Source organism: Nostoc sp. PCC 7107 (genome assembly GCF_000316625.1).
In the GTDB taxonomy this organism is placed as follows: domain Bacteria; phylum Cyanobacteriota; class Cyanobacteriia; order Cyanobacteriales; family Nostocaceae; genus Nostoc_B.
In genome coordinates this window covers 3,869,486-3,895,121 of the sequence record NC_019676.1, presented here as the reverse complement: position 1 = coordinate 3,895,121, position 25,636 = coordinate 3,869,486, and the positions used below count along the sequence as shown (strand labels likewise).

The window sequence follows — 25,636 nt, the reverse complement described above, 5'->3', positions numbered from 1 at the left end:
TAATTTTTGGGAAAAAGTGTTAGCCTAGCTTATTGTAGTTATACATAATAAGGATACAGTTGCAGGTATATAAACAGGCGATCGCTCACAGATAATTACACATGGTAAAGTGCGATCGCCTTAATAAATGCTGAACAACAAGAAAGAATATCTACAGGCGATCGCTTACTGATAATTAGACATGGTAAGGCGCGATCGCCTCAATAGATGCTGGAGTCAAAAAGATATTATATCTACAGGCGATCGCTCGGCAATAATTACACATGGTAAAGTGCGATCGCCTCAATAGATACCGGGCTAAAAAAGAAAGTCTGCTAAAGCCTTTAAGTTCAAACTATTTAACACTCCAGACTTAATGGGGCGCTTTTCATCCCAAAAAATTAGAGATGAATAAAAATCTTTAGCTAAGTTAGAAGTCAAAAGTTCAAAATATTTACTTGCTAACGTTGCATCATCAAAGCTGAGAAAATAAACTGTATCGTCAAAAATAATAGGTTTATCAGATATTTTCCCAACCAATCGAAAATTCAACTTTTTGTAAAGCCCGCAAATCGCAATTTTCCAAGGAGTAAAAGTATATGAACCTACACCAAAAATAGAAAATTTAGGATTATTTTGATAAATTTTACTTTTTCTTTTATCTAATAGTTTTTCATGCTTTTCTAAATAATTCCATGTTTTAGGGGCTATATTTCTTATATTTTCAGTAGGTTCACCAACCCATCCTTGAGTAACTAAAATATATCTATCAGTTACCTTTGTCTGATTTTGAGCAACGTAAGAACCTTTGAGTAATGGAAAAACATAAGTTTCCTCTATATCAACAATTTCTCCTAATCCATTTATAAGAGTATTATCAATCCGGCGCAATTCCATAACACTGGCACAATCATGCTTAATCCCTGAACGCCATTTTAATTCAGATTTACTATCATATAGGTTTTCTAGCTTTTCAAAAGTAACCAAATCTTTTACTAAAATAGTATTCCAATAACCTATACGATAAAATTTTGAGGTTTCTAAATTATCGAATACGTCACAAAAATAACTTTGTACATTTGAATCAAATTTGCAAAAAAATAAACAAGCATCAACATTTACATTAAAATATTTTTGAGTATCTATCTTATAAGTTGCAGCGTAAGCCAGATTGAGTTTTTGAGAGTGAATATAACCTAATATCTTCCTAGAAACAGAAGTTTTGCATAGCATTGCCAGATAACCATCACGCTTCTGCAAAAACTTTACAACCTGGATTAACATCCATTCTGATATGTCAAAGTTACTCTTACCTGTGATTGCATCTAAACCATTATGGTTTTGAAAATTAGTCTTGGTTGGCAGATTTGCACTATCAATACTACCTTGCTGTGAGTTAGTCACCCAAGGAAAATTTCCAATTACTAAAACTTCTTTATTTGATGAACCAATTAATGATGACCAATCAAGATAGAAAAAGTCTTTACATCGAATCTCGATTCTGTCATCGTATAAAAACTTTGTGCTTTTTTCAATTGCATCTAAATAATTAGAATTTATTTCAATTCCTAAAATCTTGTTTGCTGATGGAAATGAATTTGAAGCAGCTTCGATAAAATTACCCAATCCACAGGTAGGTTCAACTATAATATCTGGATTGACACCTAATTCAATTAACTTTTTACAGACTTTTTCAGCTAATACTAACGGTGTTTGAAAATCTCCGTATTCTACTTTAGCTTTCTCAACCTTACGAATCATGGATTAGCTCTGTAAACAGTGACGATGCCATCTTCTTGACCAGCACGTTCTATTACTCTTCCATATTGAAGCCGCCATTGTAAAGCATTGGAAATGGTCAAAAACCCCTGTCTGGGTGGATTTATCAGTATTTCTTCTGCAATGTTACTGGCTTCTATTTCATCGACAGGTAGGTTGCGATCGCTCATAAAGGCAATTAAATCATCTTTGTTACCTTCGTTAGCTAGAATATTCCGAATTCCGCGAGTCATTTGGAAATCTGCTGTTCTTTCGGCACTAACGTAAATCGTATGCAAAATGTTTAGGGTAGCTGTGCGGTTTGTACTATTGTCTGTCTTATCGTAGACGAATATCAGCAATGAGTACCCAAGCCCAAAAATCTTTTGACGTGCAGATTTGAAAGGACATGATGATTGTGGCTGTCTAATGCTTGTTACTTTAACATCTACAAGCAATCCCGGAAAATCAATACCGCTTGCAGAATTACCCTCGACAAATTCATAGCGTTGTTTAAGATAAAGTCTAAACTTCTGTTCTATATATGTCCCAACAGCCTTCCCGTCAGTAACACCATAAAGTAATGGTTCTGGGTGTATAGACTCTGCGGCTGAAAATATTGTAGCTTCTGAGCAGAGAGCTTCTATGGTCAAGATTGTCATTGGTATAGTAACAATTAAAGTAGGTGTAATATCTTAACTCGAATTGACTAGTGTAAAATTATAGAATATTTACCTACTTTTTCGGATAAATTACTTATTAGATAAACAGCGATCGCAGCAAATTAACAAACATGATTTTACTTAAATAGCTTCATAAATAAACACAGAAATTAACTTTATTCTAATTCTTAATGACTAATCCCTCTCAACTTCCTCTGCTCAACTTAGATGCTGATTTGCCAAAAATTGTTAGAGAAAGAGCAGGAACTTTCACTGACAATATGAAATTACCAATCCATCGGTGGTTTCGTTATTCTGCTGGTTTCTCTGCGGCTTGGGTTGAACAATTAATTAAAGAGTTAGAACCACAAACTATTCTTGATCCATTTGCAGGCTCCGGTACTGCTTGTATTGTTGCTGATCAGTTGGGCGTTAGTTCTTACGGTGTTGAAGCTCATCCTTTTGTTTATCGACTTGCTAAAGGAAAGCTTTCATGGAATGTAGATAGCCATGATTTTGTGGCTGCAATAAATGAAATTAAGGATTTTGCAGCTAATTTAACACTAAAATTCCCTGAAAATATTCCCGCTTTATTAAGCAAGTGTTACACGGAAGAAACGCTAATAAATCTCTTAAAAATAAAGCAAGCATATCTAGAAATTGCGCCAAATTTATCTGAAGATTTACAATTTATCATTTTTTTGGCAGTTTGCGCTATTTTACGGTCATCAAGTTATGTAGGTACGGCACAATGGCAATATATTCTCCCAAATAAACGAAAAATCAAAATTTGTGAACCTTTTGATGCACTAGATAAGCAAGTTTCTCTCATGCAAGAAGATATGCTTTATATGCAGTCTTTTACAAGAGTCAGCAGAGCTAACCTGATTCAAGGTGACGCTAGAAATTTAGCAGGTATTCCAGATAAATTAATTGATTTAGTTATTATCTCTCCCCCCTATGCAAATAATTATGATTATGCAGATGCAACACGTCTGGAAATGGCTTTTTGGGGTGAAGTTAATTCTTGGGGAGATTTACATGAAACAGTGCGTAAGTTCTTGATTCGCTCAAGTTCACAACACGTTTCTAAGGAAAAACTTAGCTTAGATGCTTTGATAGCTGAAACTATTATTGAACCAATCAAAGATGAACTAATACCTGTTTGTAAAGAGTTAGAAGCTGTTCGAGGTACTAAGGGCGGTAATAAAGCATATCATACAATGATTGCTGCTTACTTTGCTGATATGGCAAATGTATTTCATGCTCTGCGTCGAGTTGCAACAGATGATTGCCAAATTTGCATTGTAGTGGGAGATTCAGCACCTTATGGTGTATATGTTCCCGTTGAGAAGTGGTTAGGTAAATTAGCGATCGCAGCAGGTTTTGATGATTGGTCTTTTGAGCAGATAAGACAACGAAATATCAAGTGGAAAAATCGAAAACATGATGTTCCACTCCACGAAGGAAGACTTTGGATAAAAAGCAATATTATGGCACAATCACCATCACACAAATTTGGTCAAGCACTAGGAAAACTCCTTGAAGATATTGTTTTAGATGATATTCTCAAACCCCGACTACAGCAGTTTGCTCAAACCAAAAATTATTATCTCGATTCGCAAAAAGCGCGTCCAGCCAGGACTGGTAAAAAAGTTACTTGGGAAGATAAATATGGTAACAAACACGATTTAGATTTTGTTATTGAAGTTGATGGTACAGATGAGAAACTGGGTAGACCAGTTGCATTTATTGAATCTGCATGGAGGAGATATACAAAACACTCCAAAAACAAGGCTCAAGAAATACAAGGAGCTATATTACCGATTATTGAGCTTCATCATCTGTCTGCCCCATTCTATGGAGTAGTATTAGCAGGAGACTTTACCAAACCAGCATTAGAACAACTCAAAAATAATGGTTTTGCAGTTATTTATATTCCTTACAAAGACGTAGTTTCAGCGTTCAAATCAATTGATTTTGATGTTGCATTTGATGAAGACACTCCTGATGAACTTTATACAACAGCATCTAAGAGATAGCTTTAATGCGAGTTTCTCAAAAAGAAGTAGACATTTTTATGGCAACTCTCAGAAATAGTCTTGAGCGTTACATTACTAAAATAGTTATCATGCCACTTTTTGGAGTGAGATATGAATTTGAGAGTATTGATAACGCACTTATGGAGTTAAATACACTTAATATTGATAGCCCTGATGGTAATTTTGAGAGGTTTGAAGTTATTGTTGATTACAATAATAATGATACGATTCGGGCAACATTTCAAGAGAAAACCGTGCTTGCCGATTTTTTAAGAAAGTTGGAAAGTTAACTGGAAACTTGAGATATTTTCTCAGCAAGCTAACCTAACGCATTTTTAGTCCTTCAATCTCAAATCACAATTATTGAATGGAAGCGATCGCTTATATAGTTGCTTTGCGCGTTGGCGTAGCCCGCCGTTCGCGGTAGCGTCTCTGAAAGAGAAGGCATCGCTCTATCTCGGAAATTAGTTTTATTAACACGCAATCATCGAGATTTCAGCAAAGTACTAGGATTGTTAATAGAAGATTGTACGGTTTAAATGGGTTTTTCTATGCTAAGGGCGAATGTTAAAATATTGTAAATTAGGCGATTTATACGTAAATGTACTGGTTTTGACAGTTATATAAATTTTAGACCAAATATTTAGGACTGCAACTTTTCATGTAATAACTTGTTAGACCACAATGTACTATGGGAATAATGTATATAAGCTAAGTATAAAATATTATCAGGATTTCTTGAGCGATGGAACTAGGAGAAAGTAAAGCGGTTCAAATTCTTAATACTTACCTAAAGTTCTGTAAAGCACTTGAAAGAGAAGGAAAGATCACAGATGAAAATTTTAATCGCATTCGTTACATTAATGGTTGTATCAATGGGCAACAAGATGAAATTAGGGAAATTTGGGGTGATCTTTTTGATGAACTTTACTGCTTATTACAACAGCCGGAAATAAAATTAAGGCTTGAACAGGAGCAAAGAGAACTGCAAAATATTCGGCAAAATAAAAAAATAAGGAAGCAGAAATCAGATAAACAGAAATCTCTGTCAAATGTACAATCAAAAACTAATTTAAAAAATCAAAAAGCTAAAAATAACTTTACTAATTCTTCAAAGAAGGTTGATGCAAGGAAAAAATATAGAATAAATCAACCTTTGATAATCAACAAAAACAGCCAAGAGAAGAAGCAAAAACAAGAATATAAATTCCAATTCAAGAAAAAAAATCAAGTATGTATAAGTTATGAAAAAAGTCCAGAACAAATCCGAAAGATTTTTTGGATAAGTGTTGCGCGGGCAAAACAGCAAGAAGAAAATAGAAAAAAAATGAAGAAACAAAATATTCAACCTATTCAAGAGGTTGCTCCACTGTACACATTTGATGATTCTTCAATTTTTGAAGATATTATGGATGAAAGAAGAGCAGAGGGCAAAGGTTATGGTGGTTCAAAATAGTTATTCTATTTAAGCGATCACCCCACATTAATCTAAATAATTATCAATCAAAATAGTGTTTTATTTTACAGTTTTCATCTAACCAAAATCCAACCAAAACCTGAAAACCATACCCCATAAAAGTTATATTATCTAAAGTCGCAAAAATATATTGTTCTTAGATAACCCTACAACCTGCATTTAGACTAAAAATAGACTCTTTTTTCTTCCGCCAGGAAAAATCCTTACCTCGTCTGACATCTGCACCCCGTCGCTAAGTTCGGAGTAATCCCAAGAGTGCATTTGACGGAAGGGAAGACCCATCTTTTGGAAGGCGTACTTCTCTTTAATACCGGAAGCGATTAAATCAGGCTTCTTAGCTTTAACGAATTCCTCGAATTCGTAGGCGGTAACGTCATCGTAAATGATGGTGGCGTTATCGATATAGTGGGCGGTACGTTTGTAGTCGTCGTTGTGAGCGAATTCGTAGCCTGTACCGACAACTTTGATACCCAAGTCTTCAAAAGCGGGAACAACGTGACGAGGACGTAGACCACCTACGTACAGCATTACGGTGTTACCTTCCAAGCGAGGACGATACTTTTCAAGTACCGAATTCATCACTGGTGTGTACTTAGCGATAACTTTCTCAGCGTTTTCTTGAATCTTAGAGTCAAATTTAGCGGCAATTTCACGTAAAGATGCAGCAATCTTGGTCGGGCCGAAGAAGTTGAATTCCATCCAAGGCATACCGTATTGTTCTTCCAAACTACGGCAGATGTAGTTCATAGAACGGTAGCAGTGGATCAGAACTAATTTAGCAGCAGGGCCTTGAATCAACTCGTTCAGTGTACCGTCACCAGACCACTGAGCAACAACGCGCAAGCCCATTTCTTCTAACAACATCCGGCTGGCCCAAGCATCACCACCGATGTTGTAGTCACCGATTAGGGCTACATCATATTGGCTTGGCTCGAAGTCAAGTTTGTTGTCTTTTTTGAGCTTGTCATATTCAGGGAAAATCCAGTCACGGATAGCGTCGTTAGCAATGTGGTGTCCTAAAGACTGAGATACACCACGGAAACCTTCGCAACGTAGGGGTACAACTGGTTTACCATATTGCTTAGAAGCTTTTTTAGCTACAGCTTCGATGTCATCCCCAATTAGACCGATGGGACATTCAGACTGAATGGAGATACCACGGTTTAAAGGGAAGAGAATTTCTAGTTCGTCGATGATTTTGGTGAGTTTTTTGTCACCACCGAATACGATGTCACGTTCTTGGAAGTCGGAGGTGAAGTGCATGGTACCAAAGGAGTTGATACCTGTGATACCTACATAGTAGTTACGACGACCAGACCAAGACCAGTAACCGCAACCTACTGGGCCGTGGCTGATGTGGATCATGTCCTTAATAGGGCCCCAAACCACACCTTTAGAACCTGCGTAAGCACAACCACGGGCGGTCATTACACCAGGAATGGATTTGATGTTAGACTTAACGCCGCAATCAGACTTGTTTTCTTCGTGGACGTTGAGGTGTTTTTCGCGCTTTTTGCGAGATTTTTCGGGATAAGCTTTCAGAACTTCTTGAATAAGTTCCTTATTTTCTTCTACAAGATTCTTGTTTTCGGGAGGTGTCATAGTCTGCCTCGGTTTCTGTTACGGATGGGGGAAAAGGGATGAGGGAGAGGAGAAGGATGAAGCCTGAATGCTAAAGGATCAAAGCTGAAGTTTAAAAGATGAAAGATTGTAGATTTCATACTTCATACTTCACACTTCACACTTCATACTTTCCTGGTCTCCTAATTAGGGAATTAACTATTTGGTAGCTTCTGCGGGCTTACCGATGATTTCTGCGTGCTTGGAATCATCGTCGAGAATACCGTATTCGATCAACAGTGCTTCTAGTTCATCCATTTCTATTGGTGTAGGAATAGTGAGCTTGTCGTTGTTGATGATTTTCTTAGCTAATTCACGGTATTCATTACCTTGGTTGCTGTCAGGTGCGTACTCGTTGACGGTCATCCGACGCAATTCAGCGTGTTGAACGATGTTGTCACGAGGTACGAAGTGAATCATTTGGGTGTTCAACCGTTTTGCCAAGGTTTCGATGAGTTCGTGTTCCCGGTCTGTCTTACGGCTGTTACAAATCAAACCACCCAAGCGTACACCACCGGAGTGAGCGTATTTCAAAATACCACGAGCGATGTTGTTTGCAGCGTACATCGCCATCATTTCACCAGAGGTAACGATGTAGATTTCTTGTGCTTTACCTTCACGGATAGGCATAGCGAAACCACCGCACACAACGTCACCTAATACGTCGTAGGATACGAAGTCTAGGTCTTGGTAAGCACCGTTTTCTTCTAAGAAGTTGATGGCGGTGATAATACCACGACCAGCGCAACCTACACCGGGTTCTGGTCCACCAGATTCTACGCACTTAACGCCACGGAAACCGGTCAACATGACTTCGTGGAGTTCTAAATCTTCTACTGCACCGCGTTCAGCAGCCAAGTGCAGAACGGTGGTTTGAGCTTTGGCGTGGAGCATCAAACGGGTGGAGTCTGCTTTAGGGTCGCATCCTACGATCATGATGCGTTGACCCATTTCTGCCATAGCTGCCAGGGTGTTTTGGGAGGTGGTAGACTTACCGATACCACCTTTACCGTAAAAAGCTATCTGTCTAATTCTTTCTTCAGTCATGGTTCTCTTTTCCTGTAATTGGTTGGTTTAGTGGGTATGAGTTTGAGAATCTCACGCCTGTTGAGCTATGGCTGTGAGGGGTTTGTAGAACGCCGCCTGTTTAGGCACACGCCGGGGGCGATCGCTCTACAGCAAAATTGGTGGATATTGGTGTCATAATGATTCGGGGTTAAAATTTTATTTAGTCTTTGTCATTTGCATAAAACACAAATGACAAAGGAATTACACACTTTACAAATACGCCATAATCTGGAGAAGCGGGGAACACTAGTACAAAAAGGCAAAAGTCAAAAGTCAAAAGAGAGAATGCTTATTTTGTAAGCTTTTTATCTTTTTCAGATAGTGGCTTTATTTACGCCGTCTTGTACTAGGTAGAACTTGATTTAGGTTAGTCCTAATTATTTGTTCAAAATAGCGCCCTTCAAGGATGCAACGCGATCTAATGCAGCTTTGGTGTCGTCTGCGGATACTCCAGCTACGGACATAGCGCCAGTTAGATGCTTGGCGATCGCATCAAAGTGTTGTTCCTGTAGACTCATACCTGTGTGGGTTTTGTCCATTGGGCGACCAGTGTATTGCTTTGGCCCTTCAAATATTAAAGAGAAGAAAGCAATTTGATGCGCCCGTTGTTTCGCCATATCTGTGTTAGCGAAAAATGGTTTGAGGGTGTTGTCTGCGACGATGCGTTTGTGTAAATCATCAACTATTTTCTCAATAGTTGGTTGTCCGCCAAGTTTTTCATACAATGTTGCACTCATATCCTTTTCCTTTGAAGCGTGTTGGATAATGAAATTGCAGGTAGGCGCTGAATATCTTTGCCTATGTGCTGTTAGCTGTCTTTTGTTAGTAGGAATCAAACATTGATGAGAAGACAATTGTATCGGTCAAATCCTACTTTGTGTTCTTAGCTAATGCACATTAGGGTGTATTTGTGCTGTGGGTAAATATTTAGAATTGTGGCTCAACTGCTTGGACTACTATGTCTTTGCTGATGCGATCGCGCAGTCTGGATTCAATCGCTATTTTCAGAGTAGCGGTGCTGCTAGAACATGAACCACAAGCACCTTGTAGGATGACTTTAACGGTGTTTCCTTCTATGTCGTACAGTTCTACATCTCCACCGTCAGCGATTAAGACTGGTCTGACTTCTTCGTCAAGAACTTTTTGAATTAGAGCAATCTTTTGGACGTTGGTCAGTGGTTTTGTGGCTATCTGACCAGAGTTAAGAATTTCTGGATTTTGTTTGCCGTTATTGCCGTTTTTACTAGCTGTAGCGACTTCTTGTTTAACTTCCTTAATAATATCATCAATTTTTGTTAAACAGGAACCGCATCCGCCGCCAGCTTTGACATAATTTGTTACCTGCTCCGCACTGGTGAGGTTATTTTCTTTCACCACACGGCGAATCTTAGTATCGCTGATTCCAAAGCAGGAGCAAATTAAAGCACCTTCGTCATCGTCGTCATGGGCAGCCAGAGGAATACCACGATAGTTATAGATTGCCGCTTCTAGGGCTTCTTGACCCATAACTGAGCAGTGCATTTTGGCTTCAGGTAAGCCGCCGAGGTAATTGGCAATGTCTTTGTTAGATACCTTCAGGGCTTCATCTAGAGTTAAACCTTTAACCATTTCGGTCAATGCGCTAGAAGAAGCGATCGCACTAGTACAACCAAAGGTTTGGAAGCGAGCATCAAGAATTTTATCAGATTCTACTTCTACTTTTAGGTGCAGTCTGAGGGCATCACCACAAGAAATACTGCCGACTTCTCCCGTTGCAACCTTAACTCCAGGTTCGCTGGTTTCTTCAATGACTCCCTGATTCTTGGGATCGTAAAACAGTTCTAATACTTTTTCGGTGTAGTCCCACATATTAAGTTCCGAGTTCCGAGTGCTGAATGGAGAGAGGTGATAGGTGATAGGTGACAGGTGATAAATTATCTATTTCCTTTTCCCTGTAACCTGTAACCTAATTAACGATGTGCTAGTGTTTGTTCTTGAGATTGCAACCAACCCGCGTCGTCGTTTTTGAATGGTGACAAAGCGCGGAGACGTTCTACAATATCGGGCATGACTTCAATGACGCGATCTATTTCAGCGTCGGTGGTGTAGCGACAAAGACTGAAGCGAATGGAACCATGTAAGGTAGTGTATGGTAAACCCATTGCCCGGAGAACGTGGGATGGTTCAAGTGAATCGGAGGTGCAAGCAGAACCAGATGAAGCACAGATACCGTATTTGTTTAACAACAGCAAAATTGCTTCACCTTCGATATATTTAAAACCGATGTTGGTGGTGTTGGGCAATCTGTTCTTCGTATCGCCGTTAACTTCACAATCAGGAATTTTAGCGAGTAAAGTTTGTTCTAGGCGATCGCGCAACTGTCTTTCTCTCTCCCTTGCTGCTTCTAAATGTAGCAGTTCTAATTCTGCTGCTTTACCTAAAGCCACAATTCCCGGTACATTCTCTGTACCCGCGCGACGACCACGTTCTTGGTGTCCACCAAGCAGTAAAGGACGGAATCTCACACCCCGACGCACATACAACGCGCCAATACCTTTAGGTGCGTGGATTTTGTGACCAGACATCGTTAACATATCTACTGTGCTGGTCTTCATATTCAGGGGAATCTTACCCACTGCTTGCACTGCATCGACGTGGAACAGAGCGCCGCTTTCTTTAACTCGCAACCCAATTTGCTCAATTGGGAAAATTGTGCCTGTCTCGTTGTTAGCATACATGATGCTTACCAAGGCGGTGTTACCTGTCAGTGAGGCTTCTAGTTCATCTAAATCCAACTGTCCTTGGCCATTCACCGACAGATAAGTAACACTGTAACCTTGGGTTTCCAGTTGCTTGCAGACATTCAGCACCGCTGGGTGTTCTACTTGGGTGGTGATGATGTGGCGTTTTTCTGGCTGGGCTAATAAAGCGGCGCGAATGGCGGCGTTATCTCCCTCTGTTCCACAACTGGTAAAGACAATTTCTGATTCATCTGCACCGAGGAGGGCTGCTAATTGTTCTCTGGCTATTTTCACAGCTTTACCCAGTTGCCCGCCAAAGGTGTGCATACTTGAGGGGTTGGCGTAATACTCGGTTAAGTAGGGCATCATTGCCTCTACGACTTGTGGGTCTACCTTAGTAGTCGCATTATTGTCTAGATAAATGACGCTCATTCTTATACCCCTAGGATTTCACCCTGATGCTTTTGCAATTGTTCAGAGAATTTCTGAGAATAGAAGTATTAGTTATCAAATATAATTGAAAGTCGTATCTATGCGTTGTTATGGAAATTTGGGGTTACGCTAGAGTCAGCGGTGAGGAGCAGCAAACAGATAAAGGTGCGTTGCGTAAGCAAATAGAACGCTTGCGTAGTGCAGGATGTTCCAAAGTATACTGGGATATTCAGTCGCGGACAACTGAAGTCAGGGAAGGGTTACAACAATTAATTAATGATTTGAAGATATCGTCAAAGGGTAAGGTAAAAGCTCTGCAATTTACCCGGATTGACCGGATTGGTTCATCATCGCGGTTGTTTTATTCATTGTTGGAGGTATTGCGCTCTAAGGGAATTAAACTCATAGCCTTAGATCAAGGAGTTGACCCTGATAGCCTGGGCGGGGAATTAACAATAGATATGTTACTTGCAGCTGCCAAATTTGAGGTCAGAATGGTGACGGAAAGGTTAAAAAGTGAACGTCGTCATCGGGTAAATCAAGGAAAAAGTCACCGAGTTGCCCCATTGGGATATCGTATCCACAAAGATAAATATGTCTGCGATGACTCACCATGCGTTTGCTTGTTAGAAGAACGCACAGAACTAACGGTATCTGATCTGGCAAGACATATTTTTAACACTTTTTTTGAGTGCGGTTCGGTAGCAGCAACTGTGCGTAAACTGCATTCAGATTTTGGGATAGAAACAAAAGCCTTTGATTGGAACAAACCAGAAACATCTTCACGGATAGTCAACGACGATGACTTAGATAAAATTGTCTTTACACCAAATAAAGTTAACCATCCCTTACGTTATCCTTGGTCTGGGCTGAGATGGTCGATCGCAGGTTTAAAAGCATTATTAGTCAACCCCGTTTACGCAGGGGGTTTACCTTATGATACTTACGTTAAATCAAAGGGAAAACGCAAACACTTTGACGAGTGGAAGGTAAAATGGGGAACCCACGACGATGAGGCAATTATCACTTACGACGAACACGAACGAGTAAAACAGATTATCAGAGAAAACCGCAATAACCGATGGGCTTCCAGAGAAGAGAACGAAGTAAACCCGTTTTCTAATTTAATCAAATGCAGTCATTGTGGTGGTTCAATGACGCGCCATGCAAAACGGGTAAATAAAAGTGGAGAAGCTATCTATTATTTTCAGTGCCGTTTGTATAAAGCTGGCAACTGTGGCAATAAAAATATGATTTCATCCAAAATATTGGATATCCAAGTAGTAGATTTCTTAGCTAAAGAAGCTGGACGGTTAGCGAACTTAGTTGACACAGATGAGCAAGTTCCTATAGAGGAACCAGCAGAAGTAAAAACTCTGCGTGCATCGCTGAATACATTGGAAACTTTGCCACCAAGTTCAGCTATTGAGCAAATAAAAAATGATCTCAAAGAACAGATTGCGATCGCACTTGGAACAACACATAATGCAGCCAAAGAATCCCTAATTGCTAAGGAACGAATTATACAGGCTTTTGCTAATAAAAGTTACTGGCAAGGACTTCAACCCCAAGACAAACGATTAATACTCAATGGCTGCGTCAAAAAAATATGTGTAGATGGCAACTTCATTACAGCCATTGAGTATCGTTACTAAGCAGTTTTGTTTTTGGATTTTGTTTTTCGTTCTGGAATAGCCGAGATAGATTGTAACTCGGCTTTACATTTTTCCCATTCCAGCACTGTGCGAATTACAACTTGTGACCAAGATTCGTAAGACATAAGCACCATTGTTAGTTAATATGAGGATAGCGAAAGTTCAAAATTTTTTTGTTCATTACAAGCATCTACTTGTAATGAAAATATTTTGATAGAACAAAATGTTAGAAGTAGTTTAGATAGCGGAACTGAAGGGGCAAAAAATGAACTATCTATTATTTCAGTTAAGACGAGTATTCCATTTTTTGAAATACACAGAGGTGAGATAATTGCTTTGTGATTTTTTTACAAAATAGACTTGTTAATCTTGCAATTTGTCCCCCTGTTATTAACATTCTGTAATATTTAGTAAACAAGATAAGATGGAGGAAATATTAATCCTAGTTACTAGTTATGTTCGCGCGTGCTAATTCATACATATCGCACTTAAAAGATTGCGATGGCAGATCCTGGGGTATAACTGAGAAACCAAAAGAATTAAGCCCACTACAAGAGCAACTAAATATTGAACCTACAGTGTTTTAAATCAATCATTTGGAAGCAAACTACAGGAACCACTAACTTCTAACGACTGCTGCTGACTTAAACTCTGTAGTTCTTCCATACTCAGTTCTCGTAGCTCGTCAATATATTGACGCATAATTTCCAGAAACTGCTGAAACCGAGGACAATTGTGACATAGCGTACTTTTCCCTGGTATTATACAGTTGCATTCAAAGTGTGGTCTTTCATTAAATCGACGTTTGCAATCCTTACATATATACCGTTGCTTACCTTGTTCAAAGCTGTATTTTTTGAAGTTCAATGAGTAGCAATGTGGACAATCGATACCAAAAACTTTAGGTTCTGATTGCCAAAGCTTGATTGCTTTTTGGAAAGCAATTTCACTCCTAATTTGATTAAGTTCAAATACATTCTTAAAATTCATGAGCATTTCCTTTCTAAATTTAGGTAGAGTAGTCTTTAAAAAAACAGCAAAGTCAACAAACCAATAAAACTAGAGAGAAGTATTAAGTATTATTGATTCCACATCACCATTCCGAACAGTGATTTTTTCAACTAACCTTGGATAAATAGCAACCTTGTCGTCATGTGTAAGGTTGTACCAAATGAAGAGATTATTTCCAGCTTGAATAATTTCTTCAACAGTTTTTGTATCAATTGCATTGGTAGAGAAGGGATTGATTTCTTCCTGAATCTCCCGCAAAGTTTTCTGTTTTAGTGCTTCTAATTCTGGATCAAAATCTGTAATTTCTTCTAACTTTGCTAACCGAGCTTCTAATTTTGTGAGCTTTGAGGATTTAATTGGTAATTCTGGAGAAGGACTATTTGTCTGTAAAGTTCTAGCTTGGAGTGCAACTGATTGTTGCAATAAGTTGCTAATCAATGCCCTTTCAATCGCATCCTTTCTAGTACCTTTGCGGTTGCTGCATCCTTGACTAGCATAGCGACAAGCATAGTAGTGATACCTGATTTTATACCCATGAGTTTTGGTGATACATTTGCAGTTACATTCTGCACAATAGACAAGACCGCGTTGATAAGCGAATTCTCCATAACCATCAGGCTTAGAGGAATCATAGTTATAAAGAAAGGCTCCGCATCGAGACGAATTGAATTCAAGAACATTGTTAATCTCAGTTGCTTCTTCATCCGAGATTAGTCGGTCATTAGGATGGGTATCGTAAATAATTTGCCAATCCTTTGGATCAACATTTTTACGTTGGCCTGTACTAGTCTTGATTCGCTTGTTGTAGACTGTGTGTCCACACAGCACTGGATTAGTTAACCAACGCCTCAGACCTTGTGGACTCCAGTGAAAAATCTTGTCATTTCCATTTTTCTTGCTGTGAGTGTGCTGTATCCCATATTTATGGCAAATTTCACTGCAAGCTCTGCTTACTCCCTTTGTCTTGAAAAAGATATCAATACAGTCTCTTGCAAGTTGAGCAATCCTGGTTCCAGGGAGTTTGTTAATATCTTCTTCGTGATACAGATCTGCATAGTTGTTAGGTCGTTCTAGAAGAAGACATAGGAAGGGAGTTTGATCTAGTTGATAACGTTGCTTTTCACCCTTATATCCAAACGGTACACATTCACATGCTGCATGTTGGTTACGACGATGCTGTTTACCGTGTTTAACTCGTTCTGAGAGTTGATCAACCTCCATTTCAGCAAGGCTGGCTAATAGGTTGATCATAAACATACCTTGCGCTGTTTTTAGGTCAATTAATTGGTCAAGTATTCGTAAATTAATCCCACTGTCTTGAAAAACCAAAATATTTTTTCGGATTAAAGGAACACTTTGACCAAGACGATCTAACCGAGTGATAATAACTTCAGCAATTTGGTCGTCTTTGACAAGTTGCATGAGTTTAATTAACCCTGGGCGATTATCTTTCTTACCAGTCTGCACATCAACAATTACTAAATAAGCTCCAGCATGTTTTAATCTTTGGATTTGCTGCTCTAGCGCATGAGAATTTATTGCTTGTTCTCGGCTAGATACCCTTGCATAACCTAAAATAATCTCCAATTCAGAGTCAAATTTACCAGTAATAACATGATTAATTCCACTAAATAACTTTTCTATTTCTTTCATGTTTTAGCTCCATACGCTATAAACTTAGCTTCTCTACAAATATAATATTTGTGCGTACCCCTTCGGAGTTAGCTACGCACAAAAACTAGCCAAATTATTGGATTATTTAAATAGTGAAACTGCTCCTTTACAATCTATTCAGTTTGCAAATTTCCAATAAAAATGAAAAAAGAAGAATTAGAATTTACTCCTTTATTTCATCTCCTAAAAAAAATCTGCTCTGAAATAAGCTTCCTGAAGGGGTGACAAAGCGGCTGAAGCCAAGAAAATAGAGGAGCGTGACCGTTTTGGGGTAAAAAAAGATAGGTCAGGTATTCTCAACAAGACCTATCAAATGATAATGTTACCTAAATTCTACCAAAACTGCTTTCAAAATGTACTGACACCCGCACAGTACAAGATGCTAGAAATCTTACTAATGCTATTGCAATTTCATAAAACTGTGACAATTGAGAAACTAGCAACAGTATTTCCACAACCGATAAAATTTGAAAGTCGGAGGCGGAGTATACAAAGATTTTTACTACTACCTCAGTTGTCGATTCCATATCTGTGGTTTCCCCTGCTCAAACGATGGGTGAAAAATAGTCTGAAAAGAGGAGAGAAACGGCTAATATTTGCGATTGATAGAACACAATGGCGTTCACAAAATGTATTTGTAATTAGTTTAATAGAACAAAAAAGAGCAATACCTGTGTACTGGCTATTGTTACCTAAAAAAGGATGTAGCAATTTGGGAGAGCAGAAAAAATTAATTCGTCCACTATTGCAGTTATTTAAGGGATATCAAATGCTGGTACTGGGAGATAGAGAATTCCACAGTATAAAACTAGCAAATTGGTTACATAGCAAGGGCATTGACTTTGTATTGCGTCAGAAACAAGGTACTTATATTCGGCAAGAAAACCAATCACACCAACGCTTACAATCTTTGGGATTAACTCCTGGCATCTCGTTTTTTTTGACAGGGATTCAAGCAACTAAACAGAAAGGGTTTGCCAATTTTAATCTCGCCGGATATTACAAGCGCAAATATCGTGGAGTTGTTGAGCCTGCTGGCTGGTTTTTATTAACTAACCTTGATAGTCTCAAAGATGCCATTAAAGCATTTAAGTTGCGGAGTGGTATCGAAGCCATGTTTAAAGATTGTAAAACTGGGGGGTATAATCTCGAATCTACTTATGCTGATGGTCAACGTTTGATAGCACTGATTTTATTAATTGCTATTGCCTATACTTGTGCTATTTTAGTTGGTCGTAATTCTCGCTCCTCTGGACTACAAAAATATGTTGGTCGTCTGAAGGAGTTACAACGATTGCACCGCCGACATAGTGCTTTTTGGATTGGTTTGTATGGTCAGTTATGGGTAGGGGCAATGGAATTTTGGGCTGATTTAGCTCATGAATTGATGCGCCTCAAGCCCAGTAAACTGCCATATTTTCAACAAGGTCTACGGGCTATGACTCTTATCCAGTCTGCTTTATAACTTTTTTGTCACCCCTTCAGATAAGCTTCTCAGAACAGATTTTAAATTTCATCTTCTGTGCATCTTTTTTGCTATTTGTTACTTTTCTTTACAAAATCCTTTTTGAGATTTAGAGCGTTTTTGACTTTTTCCTCGCTTACCCTTTCCACCAACAAATAGCGCGCCGTCTGTTTCTAAAGCAGAAAACTGTAGATTAGGATTATTCCGGATGCTTCTGAGAGTCTGTTTCCGAATCTTGATATATTTGGAGTAGATAGAACTAAACTGAATGTCTTGTTGTGCAATTTTTTCAGCGTGTACTCTGATAGCATCCTCAGTGGAATCCCAAGTTTGAATTTGAATTGGTTGATATTTAAAAGCAGATTTAAATCTTCGTGAAAGCAGAGAATAGAAGTCTTTGTTTATTTGCTTTAACATTGCATCACAGGAAGATTGTTTTCCTTTTCGAGAGCCTTTGTCTAATATTCCGGTTGTTTTAAAAGTCTTTTCTAATTGCTCAAACTCATAGCTAACCCAAAGTTGAGCAGATGAAAGAGATGGTATTTCCTTTTTCCAATCGAATAAATCTCTCTTCAAAATTTCTTCACAGAGATTTAGTAAAGCCCAAGACTGTTCAGCATGGGGTTTATAGTCCAACTCCCAGCTAAAATGTAGCTCTGGCGGATCTGGGGTATGGCTATCATTGGCGGTATTATCAAAGTGAATTATCCACTGCTTGATAGCCTTAAAAGCATCTTGATGAGAGCTGAGTACTACACCAAAAGTTCCTTCATTTAGCTCAGAGCTTAAAATTCCCCTCGTCTTGAGAACAAAATCGGGTAGCAATCCAAAAGCTTGAATATAGTCATTTCTATCTGGCTTTTCTTTACCCTGAATATTCAACTCATAGATTGTTATATTATAAGTACTTAGTTTAAGTTCTTCTGCCGACGGATAAATTGTTTGTTGGTTCATTTAATTAATGTCCTAAATATCTGCTTATGTTGTATGATATTTTTTAAGAAAATCTAAGGGTAAAGAATTTTGGCAAGATTGACTCTTACAACACGGCGGAAGAGCCAGATAGATATTATGGTGAATCTTTAAAGCCTGGAACTCAAGCCCTCTTAAAGACGGTTCATTGCTGATCGACGTTGCACGCTCATTCAATCTGTGATCGCCCAGTTCAAGAATCACAACATTTTTTCGTACCAGTCAGCTTTTTGAGAGCTAACGGAAAATAGACAGTTTACCGCGATCGCCATCAAATATTTCTCTGCGCTAGAAAACCGAGACTTAGAAGAAGCCTGAAAAGTATAAAGTTTAGCTCGTGCGCTAGAGTGAACACATGAGCCGAAAAATGGCAGTTTCGGACGCATATCGGCGATGATATCCACTCACGTGTTTCCATTGCTTGCGCCCAACTTGGTTCACCCATCGTAGATTTTCATCTCTGGGATAGGGCTGGGAATAAGGGTGTGGTTGTTGCATTTCGGCGTTGATACGCAGTAGAATTGTCGCTTTTGCACCGCGGGCAATAGTGTCATAACAACCATCACCAGATACTTGTTCTATTTGTTGATCAATCTGCTCTAATAGGTCGGGCCGCACCTCACAATCTGCTACATCATTAGTAGTTACTACCGCCGCCAGAATTTCCCCACTTCCCTCATCAACTCCCAAATGCAGCTTATACCAAATTGAAAAATAATTGCGACAGATGGATAGCCCAAAAACTTACCAATCAACCCTTACCCAATCCAAAATCTAAAATCTAAAATCTAAAATCCAAAATGGTATTACGTACGCCATGTGCGTCGCTTACCAAATTTACTATTTTGCCTATTCACGCAACAACGCCAAGCGGAACTCCGCGTTCGTCTGACGCTCGTAAACTCGCTACCGCTTCGCTAATGACGTTGCCGCAGGCATCGCAGACTGTACAGATCAATTCACTCAACCTTTGAGGAATATTGCAAAGATAGATTTGGTTACAATTGTTCCCGTTCTTACCAGTTAATTGATGCGGCTATCGTTGTGGACATTTTACTGGCAGTCGAGAGGCAAGTTCGACCAGTGGCAAAGCTAGAAACTCAACAACAGCAAGAAGCATGGCAGACTTCGGTAGAAGCGACTGGCGGTAAAGTGCCGACTGGTAGAATCGTCAACGATGTGGTGCAACGCATCCAAGTACTCAAGAACTACCAGATTAGTGAAGTTTGCCAAACTTTAGCATAAGACAATCCAGAATTCAGAGGTAAGAGCGGGTTGGGCGATTGTCAGCCAAGTGAATAAGTTCAGTTGCATTGTGCTGTATTTAACTAAATGTCAAAATCTCAGAAAGTGTAGTAGCATTGTCTCTAATAAGAGCTTCATATACATTAGCTAAACTTAATGCAATCGAGTCCCAGGAATAATTTTGTATTGCCAAGCGTCTGCCATTTTCGCCTAATACTTGCCTAAATGTTGGTGAATCTAAAAGTCGCAAAATTGCTTTAATCAAAGGTTCGATTTCGCCTTCGACTACTAACCCAGTATTAGCTGTAATAATATCTGGAGCTATTTGCACCTCCGAAGAAACAATAACTGGCAAACCTGCTGCCATTGCTTCTGCCGCAGCAATACTAAAGTTTTCCGATAATGATGGCAGCACAAATAAATCTGCACCTTGCAACAGTAAATTTTTCTGCTCGTTGGCGACAAAACCAGCAAAAGTTACACAATTAGACAAGTTCAAAGATGTGACCAGTTGTTGCAAGTAATTGACATAGTTCGGTTCTCCATCTCCTGCCAAAATCAAATGAAAGTCACCTTTTAAATTAGCAATGTGGCTTAGTGCTTTGATCAGTAAATCTGGGCGCTTGTTATAACGTAGACGAGACAGGAATAAAATGACTGGTGTTTGCTCAGGAATTCCATATACAGAACGTAATCTTGTCTTAGCTTGTGGGAATTTAGGGAATTTTTCTACACCTAAAGGCAAGATAACAGTACGAGTATCAATACCAAATTTGCGAACATCTTTAGCTTCTTCAGTAGAAGCACAATGAATAGCTGCTGCATGATTAAGATTATGACGCTCTATCAGCAAAGAGTATACTTGCTTTTTTAACTTACTTTGAGTTAAGGCCCAAGAACTGAGTTGACCTTGAACGCGGACTGTATAAGGAACTTTGTACCATCTAGCGATCGCTCCTGCACAGGTAGGCGCGTAAGAAAAAAGATAATGGTTATCAAGAATGTCGTAATTACGAACATTCTGCCACAACCATTGAGTTAGGGGAGCCGAAAAAATAAATTCTTTGAGCGCAGGAGAAGTATAAGGTAAAAACCATACCGGAACTTGCTCATACTCTGTTTTTTGGTATAAAGGAACATCAAAGGTAGTAGTACAGTTGTGATTTGTTGTGACAATCTCAGCGTCAACTCCGCAGTCTCGCAAAGCTTTAACTGAATTAAGAACTACTTGAGTTGGCCCACCTAAAGACGGACTTATTGAGGGAATAACATGAAGTACTTTCATTTCAACCTTTAGTAAAAATAGAAAATGCAATTGAATCGAAATTTATTGGATGTAGACTACGCATAAGTACTAAAAAACAGTTGCTTAGAATGTTAGTTCCTAGCTTATAACCTGTGATTTATGCCTTATTAATATATTTTTGATGGCTACTTGCCTATCTCAGGAACTTTAACGGCAATGTAAGTCACTAACCACCCAGGTAAAGCATGAGCAGATCCAATGTTATAAAAGCCTGATTCAAAAAAACAAACACATAGTTCTGCTAAAAGCGCACCTACCAAGGCTAATTTAAATTCAAACTCCTCTCTATTGTGAAATGATGAACTTTCTTTGATTTGATTGAAAACAATTGCCCATAGAGGTAGGAAAGTTAGTGCTAAACCAATTAGACCAATTTGATAGGTCAAACCCAAATAAGCACTATGGGCATTACCTAAATTGAAAATTTCAAAAATTTTAGTATCTAAGCCTTGAGATTTTAATAAAGCTTCTTCGCTACCCCAACCGTTGCCAATTAAAGCAGAAACTGGAGATGAAAAAATCTCTTTGATAAATAAAGGCCAAATCAAGCTAGTGCGATAACTAGTAATCCCACCATATCTAGTATCTGTCAGACTATCGTATAGCTTAACTGCGATATCTGATTCCCAAAAGTATATACTCAATAGTGAAAATAAGCTAATAGCGATCGCTGACATAGCATAGATACTAGTCATACTCCATCCTTGATATCTTAACCAAGACATCAAGTAATAAATAGTCAAAATACTTATAACAACAAATGGAGTTCTTGCCTCGCTTAAAGCAACAGCCGCTATTATAACTAATAACGGTAATAATCTAAATACTCCCCATTGCTTTTGTGAAAACGCAACCCAGAGACATAAGGGTAAAATGATAACGCCCACTGCCGCAGTTGTATTGGGATTAATAAATATTCCACTGTAAAAGCCAACAAACTCAGGAATCAACCCTGATAAATTTCCGATTAAACCTACTGTATAAATAATAGTAACTATGAAAACTAATTTTTTAATTATATCTATAGCATCATTAAGAGACTTGATTAAACTTTGTACACCCAAAGTCAAAAATAAATAAGTTAATAAAAGAGAAAATGCTTTAAAAACACCAGTTTGATAAAAATCTGAGATATAAAGCGCACCATCTGTATTTGCACATACAGTGCTAATAGTAATTAATAAAAAGAAAACAAAGGCAAAATAATCAAACTTATTTATCTTCCATTTACTAGGTAGAACTATTTTGCATAAACCATAAATAACTAAGAAAGCTAATCCTATCCAACGTCCCCAGTAACCTAATGATGTCCCTGGTGGAATGAAAAAACTATTGATGGACAAAGCAAGGGGTAGCCAACAAAGAGAGGGCAGCCAACTATCTAAGTTTCTTGTTTGATTAGGAGCGGTTACTCCAATTATATATGTTTTCGTCATCTTAGATTTATGCAAAATTAGTTAAATTATTCGTCTTTGATAAATTAGTCAAATCTTTCATATATGCTGGAATTTTAATAGTGAAATTTCTCAGAATCATAGGAGCAATTTCCAAACAAGATATTCGTTTTCTCTGATAATTTGGTTGATAATTTTGGGGGTCGTAGATTATTAAAGAACCTTCAGGTATATGATAGGCATTAGCATTAGTTTCATCTTCAATACGGATATTCTCTAGCCCCATTTGTTTCAACAATATTTTTTCGCCTGCTACTACTGCATAATCAACACCTTTTTGGAGTAAATTGACTTGACCGAAAATTAAAGCAAAGGAGTTTCTATCTTTTTGAGTAAAACTTATAAGTTCTTCGTGAATCCGAAGTTGACTTAACTGCTGATGAAATTGATTTACCCAAGGCTCTTTCACAGTGATGCCAACTTCTGGAAACATGGCAGGAATTTGAAAACAAGCATTTGCTGGGATACCTAAACTTGCCATAAATTTAGTTATGTTAGCCAGATGTAATTGGGTCTGTACAGGAAAAGCAGTGGTAGCTTTCTGCCCCATACTAGAAGCTATCCAGAGAGTATATTCAGGATGAGAATTAACAAATGCTATTAACTGAGTAAAAAACTGCTCAAATTTACTCATGGTAAAGTCAATCTCTTTGCTATAACGAGTAATCCAATCCTGGCTATAACCAAAATTATTGTAGTCTGATGGAAAAGCAGCCGCCCAGTAACGGTGCATAGCGGATGCAACGTGGTTAGTGAAAAAGGTAGCGAAGTCAGGTCTGCTAGTTTTGAGTTGTTGAAAAAATAAGTCAAAGGATAGAACGGCTTGATAAGTCCGTCTGCGGTTTTTTCGCCAAGGTTTTAACTGCTCTATAAGTAAATGTCTTGCTATATCAACGAAAGTTGACCATCTCAAACCAAGATTGTAAATCTGCATTAATAGATGTAATGTACTTTTGACAGGAAATTTACTAGAGACGTTGCGAGAAGAACGCCTTGCCATAGCAAGATTAAATTCTTGAAAGGCAGAAAGATGCTTTGGCAAACATTCACTGCTAGTTGCAAAACTGTCTGGGATGTAAAAAGCATATCCATCTAAATTAGTAGGTAAAGGATGGGTATGCAGTGAACCAAAAACTCCTGTAGTAATACCTTGAGAAGCTAATATCTGCCAGATAGGAGGATAGGTTTGATTGACAGCCGTTAGATTTTGACCAAAATGATAAATGTTATGTTGGGTAGCAGGAACGCCTCGGTGGACTGTAGACCAAGTAATCCAAGGACTGAGAACAGTGTCCGGGGTGTAGGTGATGTATTGGGAACATTTGGGTAATATTTGAGCTAAATGAGAAAGAGGATACTTTTGACAGTAATCATCAATTATCTGAAAAGGCACTTCGTTAAGTTCAAAAAAAATTACTTTTCTACTAGACATGATTGACTCTTTGTAAGGGATGTCTGCATACAGCAACAATTTCCGAGGCTCGTTCTATCCTTTCTGGAGAGATGAGGATATCGTCAACAGACATCTCCTCAAAGGTCATGGTGTGTAAAACTTTGTTAGCAGACTGGCGTAGTTTTTGAAATTTAGCTAGGTAAGTTCTGATACCTAATAAAGTGCTAATTCTGGTTAACCAATAGTGCAGTTCTGATTGTTTGCGGCGCTGTCCATATAGTTCTACGTGAGAGAAGTATTGTTTTAGTAAGTTTTGAAAATCTTGACGGGAAAATTCCACGGTATGATAGGGATTTTTCGGACTATAGTTAGTTTTTGCTACTTGGGGTGTAGAAACAATGTATACTCCTAATGGCTTGAGTATACGTATCATTTCTTGCAAGTAGGCAGGAATATTTGATAGATGCTCGATGGTTTCAAAAGAGCAAATCACATCAAACTGGGAATCGGTGAAATCTGTTTGGGTAACATCTGCAATCTGAAGTTGCAGGCGATCGCTATAATATCTGCTTTGTCCGTAAGATATTGCTTGTGGATCTATATCAATACCAACCACACTATCCACTGCTTGGATTTGAGTTAAATAAGCTGCACCATATCCCACGCCAGTAGCAGCATCTAATACTTTTTTTCCTTGACAATAGCCAGCAGCAAATTGATAACGTTTGAGATGGATAGAGACAATACCTGGTAGCTCATCTTCTGGAACAATTCTTTCTACAGCTTGTTGAGTTGCTAGGCGATCGCGGATTAAATCTATCATAAATAAAGTTCAAAACTTGGTATTTTGTAAATTAATGTTACGCATATAATTGATGACTTTGATTAACTTCTATTTGAGGAATTTTCCTTGGAGAGTAAATCAATACTTTCTCAAAAATTTTAGTTGGATATCTTGCTAAAAGCTTGAGTATATTAGTTTTAACACCATGTTCTGTACAAGCTTTAATAATTTCTTGATTAGCTATCCACCTACACCTAAAATTTCTATTACTTGCGCCTCCAGGTCTCATTTTGACTAATACTTGAGATAAATAACTATAGGAAATTTTATTAACTTTTATTAACCTTAAAAGTAATTCATAGTCTGCTGCAAGTTGATAATCTGTTCGATAGTAACCATACTTTTCGTAAATATGGCGTTTGAGAAAACAGCTAGGATGAGCAGGCATCCAACCTGAACTAAATCGGTCTGGATGAAAATTTGCGGAACTATAGTAACGAATTATTTGATGAAGTTTGTGCGGATTGACAAAAACTATATCACCAAACAATAAATCTACTTTTTGAGATTTAAATTCTTGAACAATGCGGGAGATTACTTGATTATTGTTATAAAAATCATCTGAATTTAATAGCCCGATAATATCTCCTGTTGCTAGATTTAAACCTTTATTCATGGCATCATATATCCCATTATCTGGCTCTGAGATAACTTTACTAATCTGTTCCCCGTAGGATTGGATTATTTCAACGGTGCCATCATCAGAATTACCATCAATCACAATATATTCAATATTTTTGTAGTCTTGATAGAGAACTGAATTAATGGCATGGGCTATTGTTGCTTGATTGTTACGTACAACTGTAATAACTGATACTTTCATTAAGTATTTATTTTTGGTATTATTAGGCACTTTTAG

The 25,636-nt window shown here is 38.2% G+C and carries 23 protein-coding genes and 1 pseudogene; 7 read left to right on the top strand and 17 right to left on the bottom strand.

The genetic code is table 11. From position 1 onward, the window contains the following. Nucleotides 1–297 precede the first annotated feature (297 nt). Both NOS7107_RS16830 and NOS7107_RS16825 read right to left on the bottom strand, forming a co-directional pair. The gene (locus tag NOS7107_RS16830; protein WP_015114154.1) at nt 298–1,740 is read right to left on the bottom strand and encodes a type II restriction enzyme NspV-like protein; all 1,443 of its coding nucleotides are present in this window, start codon (nt 1,738–1,740) and stop codon (nt 298–300) included. After that, complete coding sequence (locus NOS7107_RS16825; protein ID WP_015114153.1) at nt 1,737–2,399, bottom strand: hypothetical protein; 663 nt, start codon at nt 2,397–2,399, stop codon at nt 1,737–1,739. Before NOS7107_RS16825 ends, NOS7107_RS16830 begins: the two co-directional genes overlap by 4 nt. Nucleotides 2,400–2,590: 191 nt before the next feature. On the opposite strand from NOS7107_RS16825, the gene NOS7107_RS27220 reads away from it, so the two are divergent. From NOS7107_RS27220 to NOS7107_RS16810, 3 genes are all read left to right on the top strand, one after another. Next, nucleotides 2,591–4,441: a DNA methyltransferase gene (locus NOS7107_RS27220; RefSeq protein WP_015114152.1), complete on the top strand. Its 1,851-nt coding sequence runs from the start codon at nt 2,591–2,593 to the stop codon at nt 4,439–4,441. 5 nt (nt 4,442–4,446) lie between these two features. Beyond that, nucleotides 4,447–4,731, top strand: a complete 285-nt coding sequence (locus NOS7107_RS29170; RefSeq protein WP_083889716.1) for a hypothetical protein — start codon at nt 4,447–4,449, stop codon at nt 4,729–4,731. Nucleotides 4,732–5,186: 455 nt separating this feature from the next. Then, nucleotides 5,187–5,897, top strand: a complete 711-nt coding sequence (locus NOS7107_RS16810) for a hypothetical protein (RefSeq protein WP_015114151.1) — start codon at nt 5,187–5,189, stop codon at nt 5,895–5,897. A 180-nt stretch (nt 5,898–6,077) separates the two neighbouring features. On the opposite strand, the gene nifD is transcribed toward NOS7107_RS16810, so the two are convergent. Together nifD and nifH are read right to left on the bottom strand one after the other, a co-directional pair. Continuing rightward, the gene (gene nifD, locus NOS7107_RS16805; RefSeq protein WP_015114150.1) at nt 6,078–7,520 is read right to left on the bottom strand and encodes a nitrogenase molybdenum-iron protein alpha chain; all 1,443 of its coding nucleotides are present in this window, start codon (nt 7,518–7,520) and stop codon (nt 6,078–6,080) included. 177 nt (nt 7,521–7,697) lie between these two features. Next, a complete protein-coding gene (nifH, locus tag NOS7107_RS16800; RefSeq protein ID WP_015114149.1) occupies nt 7,698–8,585 on the bottom strand; it encodes a nitrogenase iron protein in 888 nt (295 codons plus the stop codon). A 36-nt stretch (nt 8,586–8,621) separates the two neighbouring features. Between nifH and NOS7107_RS29720 the strand changes: the two genes are divergently transcribed. After that, complete coding sequence (locus tag NOS7107_RS29720) at nt 8,622–8,744, top strand: hypothetical protein (protein WP_301280980.1); 123 nt, start codon at nt 8,622–8,624, stop codon at nt 8,742–8,744. 239 nt (nt 8,745–8,983) lie between these two features. Here NOS7107_RS29720 and NOS7107_RS16795 read toward each other — a convergent pair whose 3' ends face one another. From NOS7107_RS16795 to nifS, 3 genes are all read right to left on the bottom strand, one after another. After that, nucleotides 8,984–9,343 carry a group 1 truncated hemoglobin gene (locus tag NOS7107_RS16795; RefSeq protein ID WP_015114148.1) on the bottom strand — a complete coding sequence of 120 codons (360 nt, stop codon included), beginning with the start codon at nt 9,341–9,343 and terminating at the stop codon, nt 8,984–8,986. A 190-nt stretch (nt 9,344–9,533) separates the two neighbouring features. Further along, complete coding sequence (gene nifU, locus NOS7107_RS16790) at nt 9,534–10,454, bottom strand: Fe-S cluster assembly protein NifU (protein ID WP_015114147.1); 921 nt, start codon at nt 10,452–10,454, stop codon at nt 9,534–9,536. A 101-nt stretch (nt 10,455–10,555) separates the two neighbouring features. Further along, complete coding sequence (gene nifS / locus NOS7107_RS16785) at nt 10,556–11,758, bottom strand: cysteine desulfurase NifS (RefSeq protein ID WP_015114146.1); 1,203 nt, start codon at nt 11,756–11,758, stop codon at nt 10,556–10,558. Nucleotides 11,759–11,868: 110 nt separating this feature from the next. Here nifS and xisF (NOS7107_RS16780) point away from each other — a divergent pair, with 110 nt between their 5' ends. Further along, nucleotides 11,869–13,413: a fdxN element excision recombinase XisF gene (xisF, locus tag NOS7107_RS16780; protein WP_015114145.1), complete on the top strand. Its 1,545-nt coding sequence runs from the start codon at nt 11,869–11,871 to the stop codon at nt 13,411–13,413. Here xisF (NOS7107_RS16780) and NOS7107_RS29715 read toward each other — a convergent pair. The 3 genes and pseudogenes from NOS7107_RS29715 to xisF (NOS7107_RS16770) all read right to left on the bottom strand — a co-directional run bounded on the left by NOS7107_RS29715 (nt 13,410) and on the right by xisF (NOS7107_RS16770) (nt 16,077). Continuing rightward, nucleotides 13,410–13,538, bottom strand: a complete 129-nt coding sequence (locus NOS7107_RS29715; protein WP_301280979.1) for a hypothetical protein — start codon at nt 13,536–13,538, stop codon at nt 13,410–13,412. The two genes, xisF (NOS7107_RS16780) and NOS7107_RS29715, sit on opposite strands and share 4 nt — an antisense overlap. 564 nt (nt 13,539–14,102) lie before the next feature. Further along, a pseudogene (locus tag NOS7107_RS29435) lies at nt 14,103–14,304 on the bottom strand (hypothetical protein); the annotation flags it as partial. 168 nt (nt 14,305–14,472) lie between these two features. Then, nucleotides 14,473–16,077, bottom strand: a complete 1,605-nt coding sequence (gene xisF / locus NOS7107_RS16770; RefSeq protein ID WP_015114142.1) for a fdxN element excision recombinase XisF — start codon at nt 16,075–16,077, stop codon at nt 14,473–14,475. A gap of 340 nt (nt 16,078–16,417) precedes the next feature. Between xisF (NOS7107_RS16770) and NOS7107_RS16765 the strand changes: the two genes are divergently transcribed. Next, on the top strand, nt 16,418–17,563 hold the full coding sequence (locus NOS7107_RS16765; RefSeq protein ID WP_015110984.1) for an IS4 family transposase: 1,146 nt from the start codon (nt 16,418–16,420) through the stop codon (nt 17,561–17,563). A 78-nt stretch (nt 17,564–17,641) separates the two neighbouring features. Here the strand turns inward: NOS7107_RS16765 and NOS7107_RS16760 are convergent, their stop codons facing one another. Together NOS7107_RS16760 and NOS7107_RS27930 are read right to left on the bottom strand one after the other, a co-directional pair. Next, nucleotides 17,642–18,517 carry a hypothetical protein gene (locus tag NOS7107_RS16760; protein WP_015114141.1) on the bottom strand — a complete coding sequence of 292 codons (876 nt, stop codon included), beginning with the start codon at nt 18,515–18,517 and terminating at the stop codon, nt 17,642–17,644. Between the two features lie 360 nt (nt 18,518–18,877). Next, nucleotides 18,878–19,231: a transposase gene (locus NOS7107_RS27930; protein ID WP_301281003.1), complete on the bottom strand. Its 354-nt coding sequence runs from the start codon at nt 19,229–19,231 to the stop codon at nt 18,878–18,880. A 348-nt stretch (nt 19,232–19,579) separates the two neighbouring features. Here NOS7107_RS27930 and NOS7107_RS29165 point away from each other — a divergent pair, with 348 nt between their 5' ends. Further along, entirely contained in the window at nt 19,580–19,780 is a 201-nt protein-coding gene (locus NOS7107_RS29165; RefSeq protein WP_052314757.1) for a hypothetical protein, read from the top strand. Nucleotides 19,781–19,859: 79 nt separating this feature from the next. On the opposite strand, the gene NOS7107_RS16745 is transcribed toward NOS7107_RS29165, so the two are convergent. From NOS7107_RS16745 to NOS7107_RS16725, 5 genes are all read right to left on the bottom strand, one after another. Continuing rightward, nucleotides 19,860–21,065, bottom strand: a complete 1,206-nt coding sequence (locus NOS7107_RS16745; RefSeq protein WP_015114139.1) for a glycosyltransferase — start codon at nt 21,063–21,065, stop codon at nt 19,860–19,862. A 146-nt stretch (nt 21,066–21,211) separates the two neighbouring features. Next, the gene (locus tag NOS7107_RS16740; RefSeq protein WP_015114138.1) at nt 21,212–22,522 is read right to left on the bottom strand and encodes an O-antigen ligase; all 1,311 of its coding nucleotides are present in this window, start codon (nt 22,520–22,522) and stop codon (nt 21,212–21,214) included. A gap of 7 nt (nt 22,523–22,529) precedes the next feature. Then, nucleotides 22,530–23,972: a hypothetical protein gene (locus tag NOS7107_RS16735; protein ID WP_015114137.1), complete on the bottom strand. Its 1,443-nt coding sequence runs from the start codon at nt 23,970–23,972 to the stop codon at nt 22,530–22,532. Continuing rightward, complete coding sequence (locus NOS7107_RS16730; RefSeq protein WP_015114136.1) at nt 23,965–24,756, bottom strand: bifunctional 2-polyprenyl-6-hydroxyphenol methylase/3-demethylubiquinol 3-O-methyltransferase UbiG; 792 nt, start codon at nt 24,754–24,756, stop codon at nt 23,965–23,967. Before NOS7107_RS16730 ends, NOS7107_RS16735 begins: the two co-directional genes overlap by 8 nt. 37 nt (nt 24,757–24,793) lie before the next feature. Then, nucleotides 24,794–25,630: a glycosyltransferase family 2 protein gene (locus NOS7107_RS16725; RefSeq protein ID WP_216594388.1), complete on the bottom strand. Its 837-nt coding sequence runs from the start codon at nt 25,628–25,630 to the stop codon at nt 24,794–24,796. Between the last annotated feature and the right edge of the window lie 6 nt (nt 25,631–25,636).